The organism is Streptococcus suis (assembly GCA_024583055.1).
Lineage (GTDB): Bacteria > Bacillota > Bacilli > Lactobacillales > Streptococcaceae > Streptococcus > Streptococcus suis_V.
Map to the genome: position 1 here is coordinate 1,881,867 of CP102145.1, position 26,069 is coordinate 1,907,935.

A 26,069-nucleotide genomic window follows, 5' to 3' on the forward strand; every position below is an offset into this window, starting at 1 on the left:
TATGTCATTAACTTCAAAACAACGTGCCTTTTTGAATAGTCAGGCACACAGTCTCAAACCCATCATTCAGATTGGGAAAAATGGTCTCAATGACCAGATTAAAACCAGTGTTCGTCAGGCGCTGGATGCGCGTGAATTGATCAAGGTGACCTTGCTACAAAATACGGATGAAAACATCCACGAAGTAGCTGAAATCTTGGAAGAAGAAATCGGTGTGGATACGGTCCAAAAAATCGGTCGCATCCTGATTTTATTCAAACAATCTAGCAAGAAAGAGAACCGTAAAATTTCCAAACAGGTCAAAGAAATCTAAGAAGGAGAGCCTATGGCTATTGAACTCTTAACACCCTTTACCAAGGTTGAATTAGAGGTTGAAAAGAAAGAAACCAATCGCAAACAAGTGGGGATTCTGGGAGGGAATTTCAATCCTGTCCACAATGCTCATTTGATTGTGGCAGACCAGGTCCGTCAACAGTTGAAGTTGGATGAGGTCTTGCTCATGCCAGAATTCATTCCACCTCATGTGGATAAAAAAGAAACTATTGACGAATACCATCGCTATTCCATGCTCAAGATGGCTATTGCAGGTATAGAGGGCTTGGGGATTGAAACCATTGAACTAGAACGCCGTGGTGTCAGCTATACCTACGACACCATGAAATTGCTGAAGGAAAAAAATCCTGATACGGATTATTATTTTATCATCGGTGCAGATATGGTAGACTACCTTCCAAAATGGCACAGGATTGATGAATTGGTCCAGTTGGTGCAGTTTGTTGGTGTCCAGCGTCCTCGTTACAAGGCAGGGACGTCCTATCCGGTTATCTGGGTAGATGTACCCTTGATGGACATTTCCTCCAGCATGGTGCGTAGTTTTATCAAGCAAGGACGAGTGCCGAATTTTATGGTGCCTCATGAAGTTCTGGACTATATCGAAGAAAAGGGACTTTACCAATGATTGCAACAGATTTGACATTTGACCGTCAGGCTCTTTTGGAAAAAATCCGTGCAGCCATGAAGCCAGCGCGCTTTCAACATGTCTTGGGTGTGGAAGAGGCGGCGCTTGCCTTGGCAGACCAATATGGCTGTGATCCGAAAAAAGCCAGTCTGGCAGCACTCTTGCATGATTATGCCAAGGAAGTGGAAGACCAAGTCTTTCTGGACTTGATTGCCAAGTATAATTTGGACAAGGACCTGCTTAACTGGGATAATAACATCTGGCATGGTGTAGTTGGCGCCTATAAGATCGCAGAAGATTTTGGCTTGAAAGATGAGGAGATTTTCCAAGCCATTCAACGACACACCGTTGGTGCTGGGCAGATGACCTTGCTGGACAAAGTACTCTATGTGGCGGACTACATCGAACCCAATCGGGATTTTCCTGGGGTGGACGAGGCGCGTCGTATCGCAAAAGAGTCCTTGGACAAGGCGGTAGCTTATGAAACTGCCCAGACCATTTCCTACTTGGCCAAGAAGGGGGTTCCCATTTATCCACAAACTTTGGAAACTTATAATGGACATGTCACATATTTGAAGGAGCAAGAATGATTGTATTAAAACCTGTGGATGAAAGTTCCTATCAAGCCGTCTTGGACTTGACAGTAGCCGAGGCAGATAAGGGCTTCGTGGCTCCCAACGTGCGTTCCTTGGCAGATGCCTGGCTATACAGAATGAATGGTGATGTCTTTCCCTATGCCATCTGGGCAGATGAGCAGGTTGTTGGCTTTGCCTTGATTGATATTGATGAGGACATCCAGCAGTATATGCTCTGGCAGTTTATGATTGGTCAAGAATTTCAGGGGAAAGGCTATGGTCAGGCAGCTTTGGAAGCTGTTATTCAACTGGCTCAGAAGCACCCTGTCTGCAATCATTTGATTGTCTCCTATGTCAAGGGCAACCAAAAGATGGCAAGACTCTTGGAGAAAAATGGTTTTGTCTTAGATCTTGAAGAAGAAAGGGAATTGGTGTTCCGTTTGGAAACGCCTGGGGTCAAGTTTTGAAATCCGCATTGTTAGTCGTTGACATTCAGCATTTGCCTGTAGAAGGCAAGCCCTATGGGATTGAAAATCGGCTTCGGCTCTGGCAAGATAGCCTTGCTCAAGCCCGTCAAGCGGAGCTAGAGGTCATCCATGTCCGCCATCATGACCAGGAATTGGTCAAGGGGACTGCTGACTGGGAGATTCACTCAACTGTTGCCCCCTTAGCTAGTGAGAAGATTTTCGATAAGACCTTTAATAGTGCCTTCAAGGAAACGGGGCTTCATGCTTATTTGCAGGAAAAGGGAATTGAGCAGCTCATCATCATGGGCATGGCGACCAATTTTTGCATTGACACGACGATTAAAGTAGCCTTTGAACTAGGCTACAAGGTAGCTGTGATTCAGGACGGAACGACGACAGGTTATTCAGGCAAATTGGATGCCAAGGACTTGATTGACCACTACCAAAACATCTGGTCATGGAATTTTGCCCAGGTGGATACATTAGAAAATATTATTAGAGGATAAGATGAAAGAACTAGATTTAGTAAAAGTTGTGGTCCAGGCTGCTGATGACAAGCGAGCTGAGGACCTTGTTGTAATTGATGTTCAAGGCGTGACTAGCCTGACAGACTACTTTGTGATTGCCAGTTCCATGAACAGTCGCCAGTTGGAGGCTATTGCGGAAAACATTCGTGAAAAGGTAGCGGAAGTTGGGATCAAGGGTAGCCGTGTAGAAGGCGATAGTAACGGTGGCTGGGTCCTTTTGGACCTTGGAGGCGTAGTCGTTCATATCTTCTCAGAAGAAATGCGTGACCTCTACAACCTTGAAAAATTATGGCACGAAGGCAGCTTCCTGGAAGTCGCAGAACTTTTAGAAGAGAAGTAGTGAGAGTGGAGAGAACTCGACTGACAAAAAGGGTTCGTCAACAACTCAAAACTATGACTTCTTGAACACAGTGTGAGTTAATGAAGCAGTCGATTGGCTGCTTTTTATGAAAGGAAAAATATGGCAACTTATGAAACCTTTGCGGCGGTCTATGATGAAATCATGGATGACAGCTTGTATGATAAATGGACAGATTTTAGCTTGCGGAACTTGCCACAAGATACCAAGACAATTTTAGAATTGGCCTGTGGGACAGGGATTCAGGCTGTATGTTTTGCTCAAAAGGGTTATGAAGTGACAGGGCTTGACCTGTCCTATGAAATGTTGGAATTGGCCCAGAAAAAAGCAGAAGCTGCTGGTGTCATGATGGAACTGGCCCAAGCTGATATGATGGCTCTGGAAGGTGTTGGAGAGTTCGATGCGGTGACCTGTTACTCGGACAGTCTGTGCTATATGGCAGACCGAGAAGCCGTTTTGCGGGTCTTTGAAGGAGTTCACTCTGTTCTCAATCCAGGTGGGACCTTCCTCTTTGACGTTCACTCCATTTATCAAATGGAGGAAGTGTTTGCAGGCTATAGCTACCATGAAAACTACGAGGATTTTGCCTTCGTCTGGGATACCTATGAGGGTGAGCACGAGCATTCCATTGTCCACGAATTGACCTTCTTTGTCAAAGATGAGGACAGTCAAGAGGAGCGATTTATCCGGCGGGACGAGGTTCATGAAGAGCGGACCTATCCGATTGAAACCTATGTGGAATGTTTGAAACAAGCTGGTTTTGCCTCTGTGGAAGTCTTTGCGGATTTTGAAGATCAAGCTCCGACAGAAACCAGCCAGCGGTGGTTTTTCAAGGCGGTCAAGGCATGATTTCAGGGATAATAGCAGAATACAATCCCTTCCATACAGGTCATAAATACTTGCTTGAGCAGGCTGAGGGGCTGAAAATTGTCATCATGTCAGGCAACTTCATGCAACGGGGTGAGCCAGCCATTGTGGATAAGTGGACACGGGCTCAGATGGCTTTGGAACACGGGGCAGATCTTGTTGTCGAGATGCCCTTTTTGGTGTCGGTCCAGTCGGCTGACCATTTCGCCAAGGGAGCAATCAGCATTTTACAAAGGCTGGGTGTGGAAAAGTTGGTTTTCGGTACGGAAGAAATGCTGGATTACCAAAAGATTGCGGATATCTATGTGGATAAGTCGGAAGAGATGGAAAATTTTGTGAAAAACTTGCCTGACCATCTCTCTTATCCACAGAAGACCCAGGCTATGTGGCAGGAGTTTGCAGGCTTGACTTTTACAGGTAATACACCCAATCATATTCTGGCTCTGGCTTACGCCAAGGCGGTGGCAGGGACAGGCATTCAGCTCAGCCCTGTTCAACGGCAGGGAGCTGGTTTTCATTCGGAAGAGGTGGAAACGTCCTACGCCTCGGCGACAGCTATCCGCAAGGGTGCTGACCAGCTGGACTTAGTTCGCGGCTTTTTACCGTCTGCCAGTCTCTTTGAAGAGGCGACCAAGGTAAGCTGGAGAAACTATTTTCCTCTGCTCCGCTACCAGATTGCGACCCACCCATATCTCAGTCAGGTCTTTCAGGTCAACGAAGAACTAGCCAGTCGTATCCGCTCTGCTATTGGGAGCGCAGCGACCGTGGAGGAGTTAGTGGAAGCCGTTGCGACCAAGCGCTACACCAAGGCGAGGGTGCGGCGGGTGCTGACCTACATCCTGGTCAATGCGGTGGAAACTCCCTTACCAGAAGCGGTCCATGTATTGGGCTTTTCAGCTCGAGGCCAGGCCTATCTCAAGCAGGTCAAGGAGCGGGTGGACCTGGTGACGCGGATCGGCAAAAAGCCCTGGGACAGCCTGACCCAGCAGGCGGATTTGGTCTATCAACTGGGCGCTGACGCAATGGCAGAGCAGACCTACGGGCGTGTGCCGGTGAGGGGATTGTGTCATAATAATGATAGGTGCTTAAAACGCTGTCAAATCAAGGATTTGAGTGTTCTACAAAATATAAATACTGTAAAAAGATCCAAAAGAGTGATATAATTTAAAGTGGAGGATGTTACCATGAAAATTAATGCTGTAGATTTATTTTGCGGTGTTGGAGGATTGACCTGTGGTGTTCAACAAGCGGGTATAAACGTTGTTGCAGGTTATGATATAGATCCTCGTAGTCAATTTGCCTATGAATTTAATAATAATGCGAAATTCATATTGAAAGACGTTAAAGAAATTGATAATCAGGAAATTAGCAATCTTTATCCTGACGATACAGATATAAAAATTTTAATGGGTTGTGCTCCATGCCAACCCTTTTCGACATATAGTCATAAGTATAAGAGCAATGAAAATACACTTCAGAAGATGGATCTTTTAGATTATTTTGGTCAACAAATTGAATATGTTCAGCCGGATATTGTTTCTATGGAAAATGTTCCTCAGATGGTTAAAGAGAAGGTCTTTGATAACTTTATCCAAATTTTGAAAGATAATGATTATTCAATTGATTATAAAGTAGTTTACGCCCCGGAGTATGGTGTTCCACAAAAAAGAAAACGCCTATTACTTTTAGCTTCAAAATTAGGAGAGATAAAATTACTGTCTCCTCAATTTGCTAAAGATAGTTACCCAACACTGAGGGAGACAATTGGAAATTTACCAAAACTAAAGGCGGGAGAGACTAATTTGGAGGACCCTCTACATAGAAGTCGCAAACTTTCCGAATTAAATATGAGAAGGATAAAACAGTCAAAGCCGGGTGGAACTTGGAGGGATTGGGATGAAGAGCTTTTGCTTGAAGCTTATAAGAAAAAGAGCGGAGAGTCCTTTGGTTCTGTTTATGGTCGTTTGGAGTGGGATCAACCTTCTAACACAATCACAACACAGTTTCCAGGTATTGGAAATGGTCGTTTTGGTCACCCAGATCAAGATAGAGCGTTGAGTTTGCGTGAGGGAGCGATGCTACAAACTTTTCCAAAGAATTATCTTTTTACAGAACCTGAACTTGGAGGAAATTACCCTATTGCACAAGTTGCGTTACAAATTGGTAATGCTGTTCCACCTAAATTGGGTGAAGTTATTGGAAATAGTATTTTAGAACATTTGGAGAACTTACAATGAGTATTGAACAAATTGACTTGCAAGTAGCATACGGTGCGGTTAAGCATTTTGGTAGAAATTTATATACTTCTAATCCCCCAGCTATTGCCGAAATAATTGCGAATTCATGGGATGCCTATTCTACGAAATGTGATATTTTTTATCGTGAGATAAATTTTGATACTTCTAAAAAAACATCACTATTAATATTAGATAATGGAATAGGTATGACTGACGAAGAGTTGGTTAATAGATATGCTATTTCTGGAACTGAAAAAGATGTTAGTTTGGTTCGACAGCCTGAAGGTATCATTTTGAGACCTTACATGGGGCGAAAAGGGATTGGAAAATTTTCAGCGTTTAGTTTAGGTAATAGTTATATTCTTTATACAAAAAGTATTGATGATGTTCAATGGAAAAAAATTACCTTTGAATATGAATTGTTACTTGAAGATAGGGCAACAGTCCCAGTAAGTGTTGAGTATATTGACGACTTGACAGAACTAGAAACAATATTTTCGGGCATGGTAGTACCTGATACTGGGACAGCAATTTATATTCCTGAGATGAGGAGAAAGATTATTTCAACGAGTGTTGAAGGATTAAAGAATCTGCTTTCTCGACGTTTTTCTGTAGGAGTAATCGGACAACATGATTTTTCGTTAAAAATAAATACAACAGAAATAAATCTAGCCCAGCATTTCTATGATGAAAATCTGGAATTTATTTATTATTTTGGAATGGAATTAGAAGACATCAGAGGAAGGTTTCCTAGGATTCCTGAAGAAAATTTTTATAAGGAGGAGGATGAGTTTTTTATTGAAAACTCCATTAATGGTTGGCTTGGGACGGTTGAAACACCTAGTCATTTGTTAGCTGATGAAAATATTAGTGTATCTGGGGTTATTGTTTATATTCATGGAAAATTAGCTGATGAGGATATTTTACGAGATAAATTAAAGAATCGAATTACTAATTCATACTTTTTAGGTGAAGTTAATGCTGACTTTCTTCAAAACGAGGAAGAAGACCCAGTACTCAGTAGTAGAGAAGGCCTAAATAAAGAAATTCCGAATGTAAAATTATTAATTGATAAACTTTCCAGAATAAGTAACAAATTAAATGCTAACTGGAACAATTTGAGGGCTAGTCGAGTTAGAGAAAAATTGGACTACCTTGATAAGATGCTAAGTGTTGATAATGGTTTAAGTATAGCTTTTGAAGTTTATAATGATGAACAACAGAAACAGGTTGCTAAACTTTCCCAACGAGTTTTTGATAATGGTGAAAATTATTCGGATGCAGAGTATAGAGTTTATGGGCAAGCTATTTTTGCCCTAGTTAATAACAAAGTTATTAATGGCATTACAATAGATACAGATGTTGATAAATTTGGGGATATTCTAAAAAAATTCTATAATTTATTCGAAAAAACAGAATTAAATGCTGCTCTTCGAATTAAATCTAATATTGAAGATAGAATTAGTATTATTAATAAGCTTAAACAGATTATTGATCAAGAAGAGATTGAAGCTGTATTTGAAGAACATTTAGAGAGAAATCCTTGGTTAATTAACCAATATTGGGATAAACCAAGTGAAGAGCTTGTAATTGACACACAAAGAAAATATAAAATTTTCATTGATGAAAATATGGTAGAAGGGCGTACTGATTTAATAATCAGAACAGCTGATGAACCCTTTCCAATTATATGTGAACTAAAAAGAGAGAAAAAAACAGCATATTCAGCTCCAAATATTTCCGAAATACAGAGTCAAGTTGCTAAATATAGAGAATTTATCGCTGATGAAATTGATAGATCTGATTCAGTATTAAAAGTGCAAAGCCAACAAGATATCAGAGCTTACTTTATTTGTGGAAAAGCAGCTTTTGAGAAGTTGAGTCCAAGAAATATACAAACTTTACGTGATTCAAAAATTGAAATAAAAACATATCAAGACATTATTAGGCAGGCCGAGAGAGTTTATAGTGATAGAGTAAAATTATACTAGAGTATTAAAAGAAGTAATATGATCAAAAAAGATTGGCCTGGAATTGCATTCCCAGGAGGGTAGAGTGATGAGAAAAAATTTTTATAAAGTTCTTGACCCTCACCTTACGTTATCCCTTATACTGGTCATAGAGAGGAGGTTTCCATGTCAGAAAAATGGACAGTTAAGCAGGTTAGTCAGCTGACGGGATTGACCGTGCGTACCTTGCACCACTATGACCAGATTGGTTTGCTCAAACCAGCTTCTGTGGCTGAAAATGGTTATCGCTACTATAATCAAGAGAATTTGGCTCGTCTGCAAGAAATTCTATTGTTTCGTGAATTGGATTTTCCTCTCAAAGATATTCAGCAGCTTCTGGACGTGACGGAAGTCAATTGTCAGCAGGTCTTGCGGGATCATGTCGCCCTTTTAGAGCTCAAAAGGGAACGGTTGGATCGCATCATCAGTTACGCCAGATTGCTCATAGAAAAAGGAGGAGAAGTCATGGACTTTCACGCATTTGACAGTAGTCAGCTAGAAGCCTACAAGACGGAGGCCAAGGAGCGGTGGGGACAGACCGCGGCCTATGCTGAGTTTGAAGAAGGTTACGATGCCAGTAAGGATCAAGCGTTTGCCCGAGAGATGCAGAGCATTTTTGAAGCTTTTGGAAAAATGCAGAGCTTGGAAGCCGAACATCCAGATGTGCAGGCTCAGGTAGCGAACTTGCAGGCCTATATCACAGAAAATTTCTACACCTGCACCAAGGAAATCTTGCAAAATCTAGGTCTTATGTATGTTGAGGACGAGCGATTTTCAGCCAACATTGACCGAGCAGGTGGACCAGGCACAGCAGCCTTTGTCAGTCAAGCTATTGCGATTTATTGCCAAGAATAAATAAGGAAAGTCTGGTGAGAACTAGGCTTTTTTGTGTACCTTTGTCAATGATGTGAGACCAAAAAGGTGATTTTGAAGTTATCCATTTGTTAAGCTTTACTAGGAGCTAGCTTCTAGTAAAGCTTTTCTGATATCGATAGGAGATTTCCAGCCTAAAGTTTGCATAGGGAGTCGATTAGAACGATAAAGATAGGTTTTCATCTGCTTGATCAGATCGTCATAGGAGTAAAAGGTCAAGTGCTGGTAGAAACGTCGGTTATCATTTCGATGACTGCGCTCAACCTTGCCATTATGTCTGGGTGTTCGAGGACGAATTAGTTTGTGCTCAATACCAAGTTCCTGACAAAGTAGGTCTAGGGGGTGAATTTGCTTGGTCTCTTTGAAATGGGTAAACTCAAAACCATTATCCGTTTGAATAATTTTGGGTTTGTATCCAAAGTATCTCATAGCCATTTTGACAAACTGAACAGTTGAGTGAGAAGATTGCTCTTTGAAAGGGAAGATAAAACGTTCCCTGCTGGCCTCATCAATGACGGTATATTGATAGAATTTGTCAGGTAGCTTGCCTGTGTAGCAGTGAGTCGGTACATATTTGACGTCCATTTGCCACTTGATACCGAGTTCAGTTGGGGTATGGTAAGGCCTAGGCACATAGGTTTTCTGCTTAGTTTTAGGGGATTTGAAGAAATCAAGTTTTCTCAAGATTCGAAAGAGAGAGCAGGGATGGCGGTCATAGCCCTTATTAGTTTTGAGCTTGTAGAATATTTCGATGAGGGTTGCCTGTGGATTTCTTCGGATGCAATTTTTAATCCAGGTAAGCTCCTGTTCGGTATGAGCTTTTGGATGAGGTGTTAGAGGTCGATGCGACCGGTCTTTCAGCGATTCTTTGGTGCCGTCGAATCGCTTGTTCCACCGCATGAGAGAGGCTTTTGAGACCTTGTAGCGTCGACAGATGAAGGTGACAGAAGCTCCATTTCGATAGGTTTTAACAGCGTGGTAGCGTGTTTCCAGAGTGTGTGGCAAATAGCGAAGATTTTGTGGTATACTAGTCATGAGAAGATTTCCTTTTTGATGAGTAGGTGGTACTCTTATCATATCAGGGAATCTTCTTTTTGACTTCTAGAAGTCTCACATCTATTGTAACGCTACAAGTCTGGTGAGAACTAGGCTTTTTTGATGTTATGAAAACGTTTTATATATGGTATAATAAAACATAGAATAAAAATGGAGATTTAGTATGACAAAGATAAAAATAATTAGTAATCCATTTCGTAAACGAATCATTTTTCAAAAACAACAACCGATTTCAGAGACTTGGGAGGAGATTACCTTTGAAACAAATCCAAATAGTCGTTTAGTACGGGAAAATATCCAAAAAGGGGTACTCTCTTTTCAGATTCAAGAAATTGTTGATATTCTTTTGGAAGAATACGATGATGGAACAGGGATTGACTTGTTATTTGAAGGAAATAGTGATGAATTTAAGGAGTTGATAGCTTTTGTTCAAACACGAAATGACTCATCAATCTCAGTGACAAAATCGCCATGTAACTTGTCCAATGCACGTGACATTCTCCCAGAAGTGTTGAGTATTTTTGATAAAACTCAGGTCATTCTTCCAAAAGAGTTGGAAAATGATCTAGCGATTCAAAAATTTCAAGATGCAACGAAACCTCAGATTCCATTGTTGGTTTTGGGAAATTATAGTGCAGGGAAGTCTACTTTTATCAATTCGTTGGTAGGATATGAGTTACTACCTGCCAGTGACCAACCTACAACAGCGAAAATTATACAAATTGAGAAATTTTCTGAAAAATGGATTGAAATAGAAGCAACACTTCTAAGAAGTAAGGTTCGTATCCGAATTGATGAGGACGGCTTTGAGGTTGAAGGTGATAGGATTGATGAGACAATTATCACAGATTTAGAATCCATTCGGCAGAGTTTGCCACAAATGACTCCGCAGATACTAGCACGGGCTGTGTTGGCTTATTTGAATGCTAGGGAAGATAGTGGTTTGAATATTATCACTGTGAAAACAGCGTTTACCGATAGTCCACTGTCAAAATCTTCTCATCGCTACGTCATATTTGATACTCCAGGCTCCAATTCTTCGACCAATATGGAGCATTTGCAGCTTCTTCGTGAGGCTATGGCGGGTATGAGCAATGGTTTGCCTATTTTTATATCGGAGTACACTAGCTTAGATACTGTAGACAATGATAAACTTTATCAGGAATTAGAACAAATCGATGGAATTGATTTACGGTACACCATACTAGTTGTTAACAAGGCAGACACTGCGGCCTTATCAACTTTTCAAGATCATCAGGTATTAAATCAAGCTCTTCCAAGAAAATTATCAACAAAAAGAGTTTATTTCTTATCCTCTCTAATGGGCTTGGGATCAAAAAACAGCGGTCATTTCCAAGAGCCAGATTATGAGAGAGTTTATCAAAAAAGTTTAGCTGAGTTTACAGACACTTCAAATCCTTATTATCAACAGTTGTATACTTATAACATTCTTCCAACTCAACAGAAACTGGCTCAGGAATTGCAGTCTAAGGGGGAGGGGAATCTTCTCTATGCCAACAGTGGACTGTACAGTTTAGAGTCAGAAATTGAGGTTTTTTCAACCAAGTATGCGGCTTATAATAAATGTGTACAGGCGGACCAGTATTTGCAGCATATTATTTCTCAAACGCAGTCAATCATTGAAGATTCCAAGAATACAATTGAGCAAGAAAAAGACCGTTTAGAGAAAAAGTTGGAGAAAGACAAGCAGGCATTGGTGAATGATTTAAAACGCCAACAAGCTGATTTTTTCAATTCCTCATCAACTGTATACCAGCAAAACTTGAGTGAGAAAGTAAGGGATGAGAAAAATTATGCTTCTTTACAACTATTCATAAAAGAGCGAGACTCTCTGTGGAATAGGGCAGTTGATGATTTCCAATTGAAATCCTATCAGAAAGAAATGGAAGAATCTCCTAAGAAAGCCCTAAACAATATCAAGAATAGTTTAGGAAAAGCCTGGGATAAGAAAAATATTGAAATACTAGGTTCAGCATTTGTAAATGGTTTTAATGATACGGGGAAAGTATTTTCAAAGGTTGATGACTACAATAAAATGAAGACCAAGGCCAAAGGTCAAGTTCGGGATCAGTTAATTGCTTTTGCGAGGTTTGAATACATAAAACAAGTGGAAGAGGTTGGAAAAGACTTTACGACTCTGTCGATTCATTATTGGAAAGAGCAAACAGGACTGATTAAAGATAGGTTTTCTCAGCTCATTGGTGATGCGTCTGTATTGTCAGATCAAAAGCGGGCTGCTATTAAAGAAATACGTTCTTGTCCTCTTGGCAACGCCAGTTTTGGATGTGGCGGATAGAAAGTTGCATCTATCCCAGATATATTCAAACCTATCTCCTTATGCCGCTTGGCAGACCCAGTTCCAATTGACAGAATCAGATTCAAGGGGTTCTTCTGCAACTGTTGGTATCAATATAGGTGCCAGTGTCGGAAGCCAAACCGGTCACAATTTAACCCAAACCCATTCGCAAGGTCACAGTGAGTCAAGTGGGACCAGCGAGACGGAGACCAATACTAAAGGTGAAGGGCATAGTGTTGGATTTTCAGCTAGTCACAATACCCAGATTGATTCGGGAGTGAATTTATTTGGGCTACGCTTTGGAGCAGCTCAAAATGTAGGAGTCTCAATAAATGCTAATAAAAATTGGAACAAAAGCAAATCAATCGCCAAAGGTATTACCAATACGCTAGGAAAAACAGCCTCTGTTGCCAATGCAGTAGGAAAAACAGTTTCAAGTAGTCTTGGTGCCAACTTTGGAGCTAATTTTGCCAGAACTTCCAGTGTGACTGCTACCATTGGGAAAAATGAAGGCATCAGTCAGTCCTTTGTCAACCACCATGTTCAGCACGCTCTGAAAAATTTGGACAAGCAGATGGAACGTTTGGAATTGTCAACTGCCTTGGGGCTGTGGGATTTTTCTGCCTATGTTTTGAGTGAAGATCCAACCATTGCCAATAATGTCGCACATTCCTACTTGGCCTTGACTCAGGGAGAAGAATCCCATCTGTCGCAAACAGTTGTCAATCTCTGGCGGGGAGATGTAGTAGCGGAGCGTGACAAGGCGAAAGCCATTACTGCCTATCTAAAAGATTTACGCCACCCTCTCTTTGGTTTCAATCCAGAAATTTTGGAATTTGATGAGGACTTTGCCGTCTATCCAGAGATTGTGACAGCCGCTACGCCACTGTCTGGAAAGGAATTAGCCTATGCCCTCAATTTCCCACAGAAGTCAATTGCTGGTCTTCCTGTTTTAGAGTGTGCTCAGTTTGGTCGAAATATCTCTACTTTTGAGGAAAAAGATGTCCAAGAACAGATTCCTTTGGGAAATATTTTCCACATGAATCACGAAGAAAATACAGCAGTTCAGCTTTCCTTGCCTTCCTTGGCATCCCATACATTTGTTACAGGTAGCACGGGTACAGGTAAGAGCAATACCGTCTATCAATTGCTTGCTCAAGCTAGGAAAAAAGGAATAACATTTTTAGTTGTAGAGCCAGCTAAAGGAGAATACAAGCAAGTTTTTGGTTCAGATGAAGATGTAGCCGTATTTGGGACCAATCCAAGTGTAACGCCATTATTGAAAATCAATCCATTTAGTTTTCCAGAAGGGGTCCATGTTTTAGAACATTTGGACCGTCTTGTAGAACTTTTCAATGTTTGTTGGCCTATGTATGCCGCCATGCCTGCTGTTTTGAAAAAAGCTATTGAACAAGCCTATCGAGATTGTGGTTGGGACCTAATTTTATCGGAAAATGCCTATTCAAAAATCATTTTCCCAACATTTGCGGATGTCCTAAGGACGATTAAAGAAATCATTGATTCTAGCGAATACGATGATGAAAATAAGGGAGCTTATAAAGGAGCCTTGCTGACACGCTTGGAATCTCTCACGACAGGAATTTACCAGTTGATGTTTACAGAAGATGAAATTTCTTCCAGAGAGTTATTCGATGAAAATGTCATTGTGGATTTAAGCCGTCTGGGGTCCAGTGAAACTAAGTCCTTGATAATGGGGCTTCTCGTTTTAAAAATGCAAGAATACCGAATGGCTTCTAGTCAAGGTATGAATCAGTCGCTTCGTCATGTGACTGTTTTAGAAGAGGCCCATAATCTCTTGAAACGTACATCAACAGAACAGGCAACCGAGTCAAGTAATTTACTTGGCAAAAGCGTAGAGATGTTGACCAATGCAATCGCTGAGATGCGAACTTACGGAGAAGGTTTTATCATCGCAGATCAAGCACCGGGTCTATTAGACTTAGCTGTTATTCGTAATACTAATACCAAGATTATTTTGCGATTACCCGAATACTCTGATAGGGAATTGGTTGGAAAAGCTGCCAATCTAAATGAAGACCAGATAAACGAGTTGGCTAAACTTCCGAAAGGCGTTGCAGCTGTCTATCAAAATGAATGGTTGGAGCCAGTTTTGTGCAAGGTGGCAAAATATGACTCGGTTGAAACGGTATTTCAACAGCCAACTCCAGTAGCAAGGATAGAGTCTCCCTATCACCGCTTGGCTATTTTAGAGTTGCTGAGTGCCAGTCCAAATTTAGACAATGCCTTGTCTTTTACAGAATTACGAGAATTAACGCTAGCAGTAGGTCTAGATAGTTTGACTCAAGTAAGGATTTTCAATTTCTTGCAATCGGCTTCCCCAGATAATTTTAGTATGCATGATTTGGCGCACATTCTTGGGAAATTATATCCAGAGTTGGTCGAGAAAGTTCGGTTGAAAGCTGAAAAAGGGTTAGAGCCAGTGGCTTTGACACAGGTACTTCAGCAGGAGATTGACCAGAACCTACCAGAGACTATCAGCCAGCAGGCCAGACGGGATTTGGTACAGGGTTTGATGACGTACTATTATTTATTTGAACTAAAGGACCATAAGGCCATGCAGGATTGGTTACGAAATGGAGGATTGATATGATAGAAGGATTGAAAACTGTTGCGGAGGCGGTTAAGCCTGTCGTGAATGAAGTTGGCAAACGAGCGATTGATGCCTTTGAAAAGCCAATAGATTCAGATAAGCGATTGGAGGTCGCCTCTGATAGCAAATCTACCTATAGCTATGATGGTCTGAGCAAGTTTCAAGAAATTCTTGCTCAAGTTCACGGTTTTCCTAAAGAGTTGGCTAAGGATATTTACAATCATCAAGAACTCAAGCATTATGTGGACATCGGAATGCGAGCTGTGCAATTTGGACAGAAAGAAAATGGTGAACCCCGCTTTTGTCTTGTTCCAAAAGAGCTATCGCTGGATGTAGGTGTAGATGAAAAAGGTCGGACCAATGCAGAGAGATTGCAAAGTGGTTTGCAACCTATTAAAGATGGTAAAGTGTTAGAAGCCCATCATATCGGTCAAAAAAATGGTGGTCATTATGCCTTATTAACCAAAGAGGAACACATAGTAAACGGAAATAAAATAATATTGCACAAAGCAGGTAGGTCAGAGGTTGGTCATGATTCAGATTTTGCTAGAGATAAGCGAGCAATTGCTAAAGCACTTATGGAGGGACAAGTATGAGTCAGTTATTGGAGAAAATAAAAACAGTTGAAGGGCTTTATTGCGGTCGCCCTGCTAGTGAGCAAGAAGTAGTGGAGGCTGAAAGCAAACTTCAATTGACATTTCCAGCAGATTATAAGGACTATTTGAAAGAGTATGGGGTGATTTCATTCTACGGAACAGAATGGACTGGTCTGAATGGGGATGCTTGGACGGATGTTATTGCTACAACCTTGGAAGCACGTAGCCTGTATACAGACTTTCCTCAGGATAAATTTATTTTCGAGGATTTGCATATGGATGACTTACTTGTCTTATCAGACTCAACAGGTAAAGTCTTTTTGTGGCACAATGGATTAGAAAAAGAGATTCATTCCTCAATTTCGTCCTATCTGGAAGAATGTGTAGCCAGAAAGGACACCCCATGATTCAACCTATAATGAAAGATATTTTCTTCTTGCAGCAGAAGTCTGAGCCTGCGACTCCGCTAGACGTGCAGGTCGGTCAGGACTTGCAGGACACTTTAGCAGCCAATGCTCATGCCTGCGAGGGCATGGCGGCCAACATGATTGGCGTCAAAAAGCGGATTATCATCGTCAACATGGGTTTTACCAACCTGGTCATGTACAATCCCGTCCTCATCAGCAAGGCCAAGCCCTATCAGACCGAGGAAGGCTGCCTGTCGCTTGAAGGTATCCGCTCGACGACACGCTATCAGGAGATTGAAGTGGAGTTTTTTGATGCTGCGTGGAAAAAGCAGAGCCTAAAGCTGACAGACTTCCAAGCCCAGATTGTTCAGCATGAACTGGATCATTTGGAAGGGATTATCATCTAGTAGCTACCAAATCTACCGTCAGGTAGATTTTTTTATAGTCATTTGAATTAACTTTGATACATTGTCACTTTCGCCTTGCCATACTTTAGTATAGCCTGCGCCTCAGTTCCTTGTTTGAAAGCTAATTCATTCGACTATAAAAAGTCAAAAAAGGTCAAACAAAACTATTGACTTTTGCTGACCAATGGTGTAGAATAAGATTCGTAAGGTAAAGGGCCTTACGAATTCTTTGAACAAAAGGTCAGTTAAAGTCAAACGAAAAAGTTTGACTGACAAATTGACTAAATGGTCAGTAAAAGACAAACTTCTGAGGAGGGTACTATGAAAGACAGGATTATACCCTATTAGCGTCATTTAGTTTATCTTTTATTACTGCGTTAACTCGCTTTGCCGTACTTCAGTACTGCCTTCAGCTCGTTGCCTAGTACTAAAAGCAAACTAAAAGACTAAATCAATTTTTTTAAAACAAAGGTCAGTAAAAGTCAAAAGCAAATAAAACTTAAACGAGGTAAAAACGATGAACAACAATTTCAATAACTTTAACAATATGGACGACATTTTCAATCAGCTCATGGGCAACATGGGAGGCTACAGCACAGAACGTCGCCGTTATTCTATCAATGGGCGTGAAGTAACACCAGAAGAATTTGCTATGTACCGTCAGACTGGTCGCCTGCCACAGACAGAAGAAGTGGCTCAAACACAGGTTAAAGGTCAGATAAAGTCAGATGGGATTTTAGCAAAATTAGGTCGCAATTTGACCCAAGATGCGCGTGAAGGTAAGTTGGATCCAGTCATTGGACGCAACAAGGAAATCCAAGAAACCTCTGAAATCCTAGCTCGTCGGACTAAGAACAATCCTGTTTTGGTCGGTGATGCGGGTGTCGGAAAGACAGCGGTAGTAGAAGGCTTGGCTCAAGCCATTGTCAACGGAGATGTCCCAGCTGCCATTAAGAACAAGGAAATCATCTCCATTGACATTTCTGGCTTGGAGGCAGGGACCCAGTACCGCGGAGCTTTTGAGGAAAATGTGCAAAATCTTGTGGATGAAGTCAAAAAAGCAGGAAATATCATTCTCTTCTTTGATGAAATTCATCAGATTTTGGGAGCTGGTAGCACTGGTGGGGACTCAGGTTCCAAGGGCTTAGCGGATATTCTCAAACCAGCTCTTTCCCGTGGAGAGTTAACTGTTATCGGTGCCACTACGCAGGACGAATACCGCAACACCATTCACAAGAACGCTGCTCTGGCTCGTCGTTTCAATGAAGTCAAGGTCAATGCTCCGTCCGCAGAGGACACCTACCAGATTTTGAAAGGGATTAAGCCGCTTTATGAAGCCCACCACAATATTGAATTGCCAGATGAAGTCTTACGAGCTGCAGTAGATTATTCTGTCCAATATATTCCACAGCGCAGCTTGCCTGATAAGGCTATTGACCTGGTTGATGTGACTGCTGCACATTTGGCTGCACAACATCCTGTGACAGATATTCAGACCTTGGAAGCAGAAATGGCTGAGGCAAAACAGTTGCAGTTGGAAGCGGCTGAGAAAGAGGATTATGAAAAAGCCTTGAATGAAAAGGTCCGTATTGATAAGCTACAAAAACAGATCGATAATCATACGGAGCAACAGAAAGTGGTAGCGACTGTTAATGATGTGGCTCAGGCGGTTGAGCGGATGACAGGCATCCCAGTCTCACAAATGGGAGCTTCTGATATTGAACTACTCAAGGAATTGAAAAATCGTCTGGCAGCTAAGGTTATCGGTCAAGACGATGCGGTGGAAGCAGTATCTCGTGCCATTCGTCGAAATCGTGCAGGTTTTGATGACGGCAACCGTCCGATTGGTTCCTTCCTCTTTGTCGGTCCGACAGGTGTGGGTAAGACAGAGTTAGCAAAACAGTTAGCGCTAGACTTGTTTGGTAACAAGGATGCCATTATCCGCCTGGATATGTCTGAATACAGCGATCGGACAGCCGTTTCCAAGCTGATTGGGACCACAGCTGGTTATGTGGGCTACGATGACAATTCCCATACTTTGACCGAGCGTGTCCGCCGCAATCCGTACTCCATTGTCCTCTTGGATGAAATTGAAAAAGCTGATCCACAAGTGATTACTCTCCTCTTGCAAGTGCTGGATGACGGGCATTTGACAGATGGACAGGGCAATCAAGTCAACTTTAAAAATACCATTATCATCGCTACATCAAATGCAGGTTTTGGATATGGAATGGCAGAAGGTGAAGAAAATCAAGACATCATGGACCGCATCGCACCATTCTTCCGCCCAGAGTTTCTCAATCGTTTCAATGCAGTTATCGAATTCAAGCACTTGGATAAAGAAGATCTCAAAGCTATCGTAGAATTGATGCTGGCTCAGGTCAATAAAACACTTGCTAAAAAAGGGATTAGCTTAGAGGTGACCGAGGCTGCCAAAGACTTCTTGATGGAAGCCGGCTATGACAAGGCAATGGGGGCTCGCCCACTCCGTCGGGTCATCGAAAGCCAAATTCGCGACAAGGTAACAGACTTTTATTTAGACCATACAAATGTGACAAACTTACTCGCGGATGTGGCGGATAATGAAATCAAAATTGAAGAGCAAACCTTTTCATAAAAAATAAGATAATATAGAAAATCTGAGAAGAAATTCTCGGATTTTCTTTTTGAAAGGTATTAACAAGTGTTTTAAAAAGCTCATATTGACAGCTTTCGAGCAGTTTTACGGAAAAGTTTTTAAAAATCTTTTATATTTCCTTGACAAGTGCAAACGTTTGCGTTAAACTATCATTGTACTTGAAAGAAAGGAAAACGTTTTTATGGCGAATCGTACCAGTGGAATTTTAATGCATATCACCTCACTTCCAGGTAAGTTTGGTATCGGTACTTTTGGAAAGCCTGCCTATGATTTTGTTGATTTCTTGGTTGAAACCAAGCAGACCTACTGGCAGCTTCTTCCTCTCACAACGACCAGTTATGGAGATTCTCCCTACCAATCATTTTCAGCTATCGCTGGAAATACCCATTTAATTGATTTTGATTTGTTGGCGGAAGAGGATTTACTAGCTAATTTTGATTACCAAGACGTGAATTTTGGGGACAATCCAGAAAAAGTGGATTATGCCTTGATTTATGAAGCACGTCGACCAATCTTGGAAAGAGCAGTTCAAAACTTCTTGAGTGATGACAAGCGTAAGGCCGCCTTTCAAGAGTTTGAAAAAGCTAATTCATCATGGCTAAATGACTATGCAGAGTTCATGGCAATTAAAGAACATTTTGGCAACAAGGCCCTACAAGAATGGGATGACAAGAAAGTTGTTGCCAGAAACGAAGAAGCCTTGGCCAAGTATCGTTTAGAGTTAGCAGATCAAATCGACTACTTCAAAGTCACTCAATACTTCTTCTTTAGCCAGTGGAAGCAGTTGAAGGACTACGCCAACAAAAACCACATCAAGATTATTGGAGATATGCCCATTTACGTATCGGCAGATAGTGTGGAAGTTTGGACCAAGCCACAGCTCTTCAAGCTTGATAGCGAACGCAAGCCACTTTATGTGGCAGGCGTACCAGCGGATAATTTCTCTGCGGACGGTCAGCTCTGGGGTAACCCACTTTATGATTGGGAGCAACATGAAAAGACTGGCTACAACTGGTGGATTTACCGTATTCACGAGAGCTTCAAGATCTACGATGTCTTGAGAATTGACCACTTCAAAGGCTTTTCTGACTACTGGCAGGTAGCTGGAGATGCTAAAGTTGCCAAGGTTGGCACATGGGAGCCAGGACCAGGCTACAATCTTTTCAAGGCAGTTAAAGAAGCCCTAGGGGACCTGCCGATTATTGCAGAGGACCTTGGAAATATCGATGCTAAGGCACGTAAACTTCTGGCAGATTGCGGCTACCCAGGTATGAAAATCCTAGAATTTGGCTTCTTCGATGTGACTGGACAGAGCATCGACATCCCACACCGTTGTGTGCCAAACTCAATCGCCTATACAGGTACCCATGATAATGAGGTGGTTAATGGCTGGTATAACAATCTAGAGCCTGAACAACAGGAATTTGTAGATGCCTATACCAACAGAAAACCGATTGAGCCAGTTACTCAAGCCATGCTTCGAACACTGTTTGCAACTGTCAGCGATACAGCTATTGCGACCATGCAAGATGTTCTGGACTTGGGTGAAGACAGCCGTATGAACATGCCTTCAACTGTTGGAGGCAACTGGGAATGGCGGATGAAAGCCGAAGATTTAACCCAGGACCGCATAGACTTCTTAGTCAAAATGACTACACTATATCAACGAGGAAATAAAAATCATGAATAACTTTACTACATTTGCAGAAAGCAAAGCCAATAAGAAATTAGCCGACATGACCAACGAAGAAATCTATCTTCAGTTGCTCAACTATGTCAAACTATCAGCGGCAGATATGCCAAAAAACACAGGTAAACGCAAGGTTTACTATATCTCAGCAGAGTTCCTTATTGGTAAACTCTTGTCAAACAACTTGATCAACTTGGGTGTCTACAAAGACATTCAGGCAGAATTGGCAGCAGCTGGCAAGTCCTTGGCGCAGGTTGAAGACGTTGAACCAGAACCATCACTTGGTAACGGTGGTCTTGGCCGTTTGGCATCATGTTTTGTAGATTCGATGTCAACACTTGGTATCAACGGTGAGGGTGTTGGTCTCAACTACCACTGCGGTCTCTTCAAACAAGTCTTCAAGGACAACCAACAAGATGCAGAGCCAAACTTCTGGATTGAAAATGACTCTTGGTTGATTCCAACGACAATCAGCTACGATGTACCATTCAAAAACTTCACCTTGACATCTAAGTTGGACCGTTTGGATATTCTTGGTTACAAGAAAGACACTAAGAACTACCTCAACTTGTTTGATATCCAGTCTGTCAACTATGGCTTGATTGAAAATGGCATTACGTTTGACAAGACGGCTATTCAAGAAAACTTGACCCTCTTCTTGTATCCAGATGATTCAGACAAGAATGGTGAATTGCTCCGCATTTACCAACAATACTTCATGGTATCAAACGCTGCCCAGCTCTTGATTGATGAAGCGATTGAGCGTGGCTCAAATGTGCGTGACTTGGCAGACTATGCTTACGTTCAAATCAATGATACTCACCCATCAATGGTGATTCCTGAGTTGATTCGTCTTTTGACTGAAAAACACGGCTTGGAATTTGCAGAAGCAGTGGCCATCGTTAAGAACATGACTGGTTACACCAACCACACCATCTTGGCAGAAGCCCTTGAAAAATGGCCATTGTCATTCTTGGAAGAGGTAGTACCTCACTTAGTAGACATCATCAAGGAATTGGATGCCTTGGTTGCTAAGGAAGTAGCGGATGTTGCTCTTCACATCATCGACGAGTCTGGTCGTGTGCACATGGCTCACATGGATATCCACTTCTCAAACTCTGTCAACGGGGTTGCGGCTCTCCATACTGAAATTTTGAAAAACTCTGAGTTGAAAGGTTTCTACGAGCTTTACCCAGAGAAATTCAATAACAAGACAAACGGTATCACCTTCCGTCGTTGGTTGGAATTTGCTAACCAAGATCTTGCAGACTACATCAAGGAATTGATTGGCGATGAATACTTGACAGATGCGACTAAGCTTGAGAAATTGCTTGCTTTCGCAGATGACAAGGAAGTGCATGCTAAATTGGCTGAAATCAAACACAACAATAAATTGGCTCTTAAACGTTACCTCAAAGACAACAAGGGTATCGAATTGGACGAAAACTCTATTATCGATACACAAATCAAACGTTTCCACGAGTACAAACGCCAACAAATGAACGCCTTGTATGTCATCCACAAGTATCTTGAAATCAAGAATGGCAACCTGCCAAAACGTAAAATCACTGTTATCTTCGGTGGTAAAGCAGCTCCAGCTTATATTATCGCTCAAGACATCATTCATTTGATTCTTTGCTTGTCTGAGTTGATTAACAATGACCCAGAAGTGAGCAAGTACCTCAACGTTCACTTGGTAGAAAACTACAACGTAACGGTTGCTGAAAAACTGATTCCTGCGACTGACATCTCTGAGCAAATCTCATTGGCTTCTAAAGAAGCGTCAGGTACTGGTAACATGAAATTTATGTTGAACGGTGCTTTGACACTTGGTACTATGGACGGTGCTAACGTTGAGATTGCAGAATTAGCAGGCATGGATAACATCTACACATTTGGTAAGGATTCAGATACCATTATCGACTTGTACGACAAAGCTGGCTACGTGTCTGCGGACTACTACAATGGTGATGCCAACATCAAACGTGCGGTTGACTTTATCATTAGTGATGAAGTGAAAGCACTTGGTAATGAAGAACGCCTTGGTCGTCTTCACCATGAATTGATCTCGAAAGACTGGTTCATGACCTTGATTGACTTAGCAGAGTACATCGAAGTTAAAGAGCAAGTCTTTGCAGACTACGAAGATCAAGATGCATGGAACAAGAAAGTTGTTCACAATATTGCTAAAGCAGGATTCTTCTCATCTGACCGTACAATCGAGCAGTACAACGAAGACATCTGGCATAGTAAATAATACTTACATAAAAGACAAATCACTTCGGTGGTTTGTTTTTTTTACTCTTTCACCAGAGTTTAAGCCTTGTAGATACGGCGTTTGAGGGTATTTTTGATAGTCTGTTTGAAAATGATGTGAACACTTTTTCCTTGACAATGGGCTTCACTTACTTTAAGATAGAGTTTATAAAAAGTGACAACACTTAAATTTTATAATGTAGCCACTTCGGGAAAGGAGTTCACATGACATTACTAGAAGTGAAAAATTTGACCAAAGTATTTGGTAAAAAGCAGAAGGCTGCCCTTGAAATGGTCAAACAGGGAAAATCAAAAACAGAAATTTTGAAGAAAACAGGTGCCACCGTTGGGGTCTACGATGCTAATTTTTCAATCCAAGAGGGCGAAATTTTTGTCATCATGGGTCTGTCGGGCTCAGGGAAATCAACTTTGGTGCGGATGCTCAATCGTTTGATAGAACCATCATCTGGTAGCATTGTCTTGGATGGTCAAGATATTTCAAAAATGAACGCTGAAGAGCTGCGGCAGGTGCGTCGCCACGATATGAACATGGTTTTCCAAAGTTTTGCCTTATTTCCACATAAGACGATTTTGGAAAACACAGAGTTCGGTCTGGAATTGCGTGGGGTATCAAAAGAAGAACGTCAGGCAGCGGCTGAGAAGGCATTGGAAAATGCAGGCTTGTTGGTCTTCAAGGATCAATACCCAGACCAACTGTCTGGTGGGATGCAACAGCGTGTCGGCTTGGCTAGAGCCTTGGCCAACAAACCGAAAATTCTCTTGATGGATGAGGCTTTTTCAGCCTTGGACCCGCTTATTCGTCGTGAAATGCAGGATGAGCTCTTGGATTTGCAAGCTAGCAATCAGCAAACCATCATCTTTATCAGTCACGACCTCAACGAGGCCTTGCGAATTGGTGATCGTATTGCTCTGATGAGGGACGGGAAAATCATGCAAATCGGTACTGGTGAGGAAATTTTGACCAATCCGGCCAATGATTTTGTTCGTGAATTTATGGAAGATGTCGATCGTTCCAAGGTCTTGACGGCACAAAATATTATGATTAAGCCGATTACGGCAACGGTTGAATTGGACGGGCCGCAAGTTGCTCTGATGCGCATGCGTACAGAGGAGGTTTCTATGTTGATGGCAACCAATCGTCGTCGGGAATTGGTGGGAGCCTTGACCGCAGATGCTGTTATCGAGGCGCGTCGTAAGGGCTTGCCACTGTCTGATGTCATTGATAAGGACGTTCTGACGGTTTCAAAAGATACAGTGATTACAGATATTATGCCTCTGATTTATGATTCGTCGGCGCCGATTGCCGTGACGGACGAGCACAATAAGCTCCTTGGGGTTATTATTCGCGGGCGCGTGATTGAAGCCTTGGCTAATATTCCAGATGATGGCACTGCGTCAGAAACAGAGGAAAACTAGAGAAAGAGGTTAGATATTTTGGATTTATTGCAAGAAAAACTACCAGTGGCAGAGCTGGTAGAGGCCTTGACCAGTTGGTTGACCACGACCTTCGCAGGGCTGTTTGATATACTACAAGCCATCGGGAGTACCTTGATGGACTGGATCACCAACACCTTATTGTTCATTCATCCGCTCCTATTTATCGGATTAGCAACTGTAGCTGTATGGTTTTTGGCACGAAAAAAATGGCCCCTGCCAGTCATGACTTTCTTGGGCCTGCTCTTTATTTACAACCAAGGGTTGTGGGATGAATTGATCAACACCTTGACTCTGGTCATCGTAGCCAGCCTGATCTCGATTGTTATCGGGGTTCCTCTGGGAATTTGGATGGCCAAGAACAATACGGTCAAGAAAATTGTCAATCCGATTTTGGACTTTATGCAGACCATGCCGGCCTTTGTTTATCTGATTCCGGCGGTAGCCTTCTTCGGGATTGGCATGGTGCCAGGTGTCTTTGCATCAGTGATTTTCGCCCTACCGCCGACAGTTCGGTTTACTAATTTGGCGATCCGTGAAATTTCGACAGAGTTGGTTGAGGCAGCGGATGCTTTTGGTTCAACGTCGGCTCAGAAATTGCTTAAGGTTGAATTGCCCTTGGCTAAAAATACCATTATGGCTGGTGTCAATCAGACCATGATGTTGGCCCTGTCCATGGTGGTTACTGGTTCTATGATCGGGGCGCCAGGTCTGGGTCGTGAAGTCCTGTCTGCCCTTCAGAAGGCGGACATCGGGAATGGATTTGTATCTGGTATTTCCTTGGTTATCTTAGCGATTATCCTTGACCGTGTCACTCAGGCTTTCAATGCCAAACGTGAAATTGGACAAAAATCGTCAACCAACAAGTGCATCGCTCTAGCGGCCTTGCTGGTATTTGTCGGAGCAGCTTTGGGACGAAGCTTCCTAGCCTTGACTTCCGGAAATACAGAGCAGGGACAGACGGTGACCATTTCCCATACTCAGTGGGATACTGAGGTGGCGTCGACAACTGTCATTGCCAAGGTCTTGGAAGAGGCGGGCTACCACGTAAAAATGGTACCGCTGGATAATGCCGTCATGTGGCAGTCAGTTGCAAACGGGGACTCGGATTTCTCAGTCAGTCCTTGGTTGCCGGTCACACAGGCGTCGCTCTATGACAAACATAAGAACCAATTAGATGATTTGGGACCAAATATGGAAGGGACTAAGCTCGGATTGGTTGTCCCAGCCTATATGGATGTGACTAGCATTGCGGACCTGTCTAATCAGGCGACCACAACTATCACAGGGATTGAGCCCGGTGCTGGAATTATGGAGGCGGCTGAAAATGCCCTGCAAGACTATGGAAACTTGTCTGGTTGGGAATTGACCAAGGCCTCTACAGGTGCCATGACAACCGCTTTAGAAAAAGCGATTGCCAACCAAGACGAAATCATCGTAACGGGCTGGTCTCCGCACTGGATGTTCTCCAAATATGACTTGAAATACTTGGACGACCCAGAAGGTTCATTTGGTTCGACAGAAAATATCCATACGATTGCACGGAAAGGTCTACAAGAGGATATGCCTCAATTGTACCAAATTGTGGATAATTTCCACTGGACCTCTGAGGATATGGAGTCCATTCTTTTGGATATGAATGAGGGGATGTCTCCTGACGATGCCGCTCAAAAATGGATTGATGTCAACCGCGAAACGGTTGACCAATGGTTGAATGAGTAAGATAAGTCTATAGTGATAAAAC

Annotated in this window: 22 protein-coding genes; 21 read left to right on the plus strand and 1 reads right to left on the minus strand. The window is 42.2% G+C overall.

Annotated features, from left to right (window positions below; all coding sequences use genetic code 11):
- Position 1: 1 nt before the first annotated feature.
- The 11 genes from yhbY (at position 2) to NQZ91_09520 (ending at position 8,853) form a co-directional block, all read left to right on the plus strand.
- A complete protein-coding gene (gene yhbY, locus NQZ91_09470) occupies positions 2–313 on the plus strand; it encodes a ribosome assembly RNA-binding protein YhbY (GenBank protein UUM57551.1) in 312 nt (103 codons plus the stop codon).
- A 12-nt stretch (positions 314–325) separates the two neighbouring features.
- Positions 326–958: a nicotinate-nucleotide adenylyltransferase gene (locus NQZ91_09475; GenBank protein ID UUM57552.1), complete on the plus strand. Its 633-nt coding sequence runs from the start codon at positions 326–328 to the stop codon at positions 956–958.
- Positions 955–1,548 carry a bis(5'-nucleosyl)-tetraphosphatase (symmetrical) YqeK gene (gene yqeK, locus NQZ91_09480; protein UUM57553.1) on the plus strand — a complete coding sequence of 198 codons (594 nt, stop codon included), beginning with the start codon at positions 955–957 and terminating at the stop codon, positions 1,546–1,548. Before NQZ91_09475 ends, yqeK begins: the two co-directional genes overlap by 4 nt.
- Positions 1,545–2,000 (plus strand): GNAT family N-acetyltransferase, encoded by a 456-nt coding sequence (locus NQZ91_09485; GenBank protein UUM57554.1) that lies wholly within the window; start codon positions 1,545–1,547, stop codon positions 1,998–2,000. Before yqeK ends, NQZ91_09485 begins: the two co-directional genes overlap by 4 nt.
- Positions 1,997–2,506, plus strand: a complete 510-nt coding sequence (locus NQZ91_09490; GenBank protein UUM57555.1) for a cysteine hydrolase — start codon at positions 1,997–1,999, stop codon at positions 2,504–2,506. The genes NQZ91_09485 and NQZ91_09490 overlap by 4 nt, the downstream gene beginning before the upstream one ends.
- 1 nt (position 2,507) lies before the next feature.
- Complete coding sequence (rsfS, locus tag NQZ91_09495; protein UUM57556.1) at positions 2,508–2,867, plus strand: ribosome silencing factor; 360 nt, start codon at positions 2,508–2,510, stop codon at positions 2,865–2,867.
- Positions 2,868–2,987: 120 nt separating this feature from the next.
- The gene (locus tag NQZ91_09500) at positions 2,988–3,734 is read left to right on the plus strand and encodes a class I SAM-dependent methyltransferase (GenBank protein UUM57557.1); all 747 of its coding nucleotides are present in this window, start codon (positions 2,988–2,990) and stop codon (positions 3,732–3,734) included.
- Positions 3,731–4,915, plus strand: a complete 1,185-nt coding sequence (locus NQZ91_09505) for a nucleotidyltransferase (protein UUM57558.1) — start codon at positions 3,731–3,733, stop codon at positions 4,913–4,915. The genes NQZ91_09500 and NQZ91_09505 overlap by 4 nt, the downstream gene beginning before the upstream one ends.
- A 21-nt stretch (positions 4,916–4,936) precedes the next feature.
- The gene (locus tag NQZ91_09510) at positions 4,937–5,989 is read left to right on the plus strand and encodes a DNA cytosine methyltransferase (GenBank protein UUM57559.1); all 1,053 of its coding nucleotides are present in this window, start codon (positions 4,937–4,939) and stop codon (positions 5,987–5,989) included.
- A complete protein-coding gene (locus NQZ91_09515; protein ID UUM57560.1) occupies positions 5,986–7,980 on the plus strand; it encodes an ATP-binding protein in 1,995 nt (664 codons plus the stop codon). Before NQZ91_09510 ends, NQZ91_09515 begins: the two co-directional genes overlap by 4 nt.
- A 144-nt stretch (positions 7,981–8,124) precedes the next feature.
- Positions 8,125–8,853, plus strand: coding sequence for a MerR family transcriptional regulator (locus NQZ91_09520; protein UUM57561.1), 729 nt, complete (start codon positions 8,125–8,127; stop codon positions 8,851–8,853).
- Positions 8,854–8,952: 99 nt separating this feature from the next.
- Here NQZ91_09520 and NQZ91_09525 read toward each other — a convergent pair whose 3' ends face one another.
- Positions 8,953–9,906, minus strand: a complete 954-nt coding sequence (locus NQZ91_09525) for a DDE-type integrase/transposase/recombinase (GenBank protein ID UUM57562.1) — start codon at positions 9,904–9,906, stop codon at positions 8,953–8,955.
- Positions 9,907–10,090: 184 nt separating this feature from the next.
- Here NQZ91_09525 and NQZ91_09530 point away from each other — a divergent pair, with 184 nt between their 5' ends.
- The 10 genes from NQZ91_09530 (at position 10,091) to NQZ91_09575 (ending at position 26,047) form a co-directional block, all read left to right on the plus strand.
- On the plus strand, positions 10,091–12,244 hold the full coding sequence (locus tag NQZ91_09530) for a dynamin family protein (GenBank protein UUM57563.1): 2,154 nt from the start codon (positions 10,091–10,093) through the stop codon (positions 12,242–12,244).
- Positions 12,213–14,876, plus strand: a complete 2,664-nt coding sequence (locus tag NQZ91_09535; GenBank protein ID UUM57564.1) for a DUF87 domain-containing protein — start codon at positions 12,213–12,215, stop codon at positions 14,874–14,876. The genes NQZ91_09530 and NQZ91_09535 overlap by 32 nt, the downstream gene beginning before the upstream one ends.
- The gene (locus tag NQZ91_09540) at positions 14,873–15,472 is read left to right on the plus strand and encodes an HNH/ENDO VII family nuclease (protein ID UUM57565.1); all 600 of its coding nucleotides are present in this window, start codon (positions 14,873–14,875) and stop codon (positions 15,470–15,472) included. Before NQZ91_09535 ends, NQZ91_09540 begins: the two co-directional genes overlap by 4 nt.
- The gene (locus NQZ91_09545; protein UUM57566.1) at positions 15,469–15,879 is read left to right on the plus strand and encodes an SMI1/KNR4 family protein; all 411 of its coding nucleotides are present in this window, start codon (positions 15,469–15,471) and stop codon (positions 15,877–15,879) included. Before NQZ91_09540 ends, NQZ91_09545 begins: the two co-directional genes overlap by 4 nt.
- The gene (locus NQZ91_09550; GenBank protein UUM57567.1) at positions 15,876–16,286 is read left to right on the plus strand and encodes a peptide deformylase; all 411 of its coding nucleotides are present in this window, start codon (positions 15,876–15,878) and stop codon (positions 16,284–16,286) included. The genes NQZ91_09545 and NQZ91_09550 overlap by 4 nt, the downstream gene beginning before the upstream one ends.
- A 517-nt stretch (positions 16,287–16,803) precedes the next feature.
- Positions 16,804–18,903, plus strand: coding sequence for an ATP-dependent Clp protease ATP-binding subunit (locus tag NQZ91_09555; GenBank protein ID UUM57568.1), 2,100 nt, complete (start codon positions 16,804–16,806; stop codon positions 18,901–18,903).
- A gap of 202 nt (positions 18,904–19,105) precedes the next feature.
- On the plus strand, positions 19,106–20,614 hold the full coding sequence (gene malQ / locus NQZ91_09560) for a 4-alpha-glucanotransferase (GenBank protein UUM57569.1): 1,509 nt from the start codon (positions 19,106–19,108) through the stop codon (positions 20,612–20,614).
- Entirely contained in the window at positions 20,607–22,871 is a 2,265-nt protein-coding gene (glgP, locus tag NQZ91_09565; protein UUM57570.1) for a glycogen/starch/alpha-glucan family phosphorylase, read from the plus strand. The genes malQ and glgP overlap by 8 nt, the downstream gene beginning before the upstream one ends.
- A 224-nt stretch (positions 22,872–23,095) precedes the next feature.
- Entirely contained in the window at positions 23,096–24,307 is a 1,212-nt protein-coding gene (locus NQZ91_09570) for a glycine betaine/L-proline ABC transporter ATP-binding protein (protein ID UUM57571.1), read from the plus strand.
- Positions 24,308–24,322: 15 nt separating this feature from the next.
- Positions 24,323–26,047 carry an ABC transporter permease/substrate binding protein gene (locus NQZ91_09575; protein UUM58854.1) on the plus strand — a complete coding sequence of 575 codons (1,725 nt, stop codon included), beginning with the start codon at positions 24,323–24,325 and terminating at the stop codon, positions 26,045–26,047.
- Positions 26,048–26,069 lie beyond the last annotated feature (22 nt).

Excerpts from the sequence above, each read along its gene's own strand:
- yhbY (UUM57551.1), top strand. The coding sequence starts at position 2 with ATGTCATTAACTTCAAAACAACGTGCCTTTTTGAATAGTCAGGCACAC.
- NQZ91_09475 (UUM57552.1), top strand. The coding sequence starts at position 326 with ATGGCTATTGAACTCTTAACACCCTTTACCAAGGTTGAATTAGAGGTT.
- yqeK (UUM57553.1), top strand. The coding sequence starts at position 955 with ATGATTGCAACAGATTTGACATTTGACCGTCAGGCTCTTTTGGAAAAA.
- NQZ91_09485 (UUM57554.1), top strand. The coding sequence starts at position 1,545 with ATGATTGTATTAAAACCTGTGGATGAAAGTTCCTATCAAGCCGTCTTG.
- rsfS (UUM57556.1), top strand. The coding sequence starts at position 2,508 with ATGAAAGAACTAGATTTAGTAAAAGTTGTGGTCCAGGCTGCTGATGAC.
- NQZ91_09500 (UUM57557.1), top strand. The coding sequence starts at position 2,988 with ATGGCAACTTATGAAACCTTTGCGGCGGTCTATGATGAAATCATGGAT.
- NQZ91_09505 (UUM57558.1), top strand. The coding sequence starts at position 3,731 with ATGATTTCAGGGATAATAGCAGAATACAATCCCTTCCATACAGGTCAT.
- NQZ91_09510 (UUM57559.1), top strand. The coding sequence starts at position 4,937 with ATGAAAATTAATGCTGTAGATTTATTTTGCGGTGTTGGAGGATTGACC.
- NQZ91_09515 (UUM57560.1), top strand. The coding sequence starts at position 5,986 with ATGAGTATTGAACAAATTGACTTGCAAGTAGCATACGGTGCGGTTAAG.
- NQZ91_09520 (UUM57561.1), top strand. The coding sequence starts at position 8,125 with ATGTCAGAAAAATGGACAGTTAAGCAGGTTAGTCAGCTGACGGGATTG.
- NQZ91_09525 (UUM57562.1), bottom strand. The coding sequence starts at position 9,906 with ATGACTAGTATACCACAAAATCTTCGCTATTTGCCACACACTCTGGAA.
- NQZ91_09530 (UUM57563.1), top strand. The coding sequence starts at position 10,091 with ATGACAAAGATAAAAATAATTAGTAATCCATTTCGTAAACGAATCATT.
- NQZ91_09540 (UUM57565.1), top strand. The coding sequence starts at position 14,873 with ATGATAGAAGGATTGAAAACTGTTGCGGAGGCGGTTAAGCCTGTCGTG.
- NQZ91_09545 (UUM57566.1), top strand. The coding sequence starts at position 15,469 with ATGAGTCAGTTATTGGAGAAAATAAAAACAGTTGAAGGGCTTTATTGC.
- NQZ91_09550 (UUM57567.1), top strand. The coding sequence starts at position 15,876 with ATGATTCAACCTATAATGAAAGATATTTTCTTCTTGCAGCAGAAGTCT.
- NQZ91_09555 (UUM57568.1), top strand. The coding sequence starts at position 16,804 with ATGAACAACAATTTCAATAACTTTAACAATATGGACGACATTTTCAAT.
- malQ (UUM57569.1), top strand. The coding sequence starts at position 19,106 with ATGGCGAATCGTACCAGTGGAATTTTAATGCATATCACCTCACTTCCA.
- glgP (UUM57570.1), top strand. The coding sequence starts at position 20,607 with ATGAATAACTTTACTACATTTGCAGAAAGCAAAGCCAATAAGAAATTA.
- NQZ91_09570 (UUM57571.1), top strand. The coding sequence starts at position 23,096 with ATGACATTACTAGAAGTGAAAAATTTGACCAAAGTATTTGGTAAAAAG.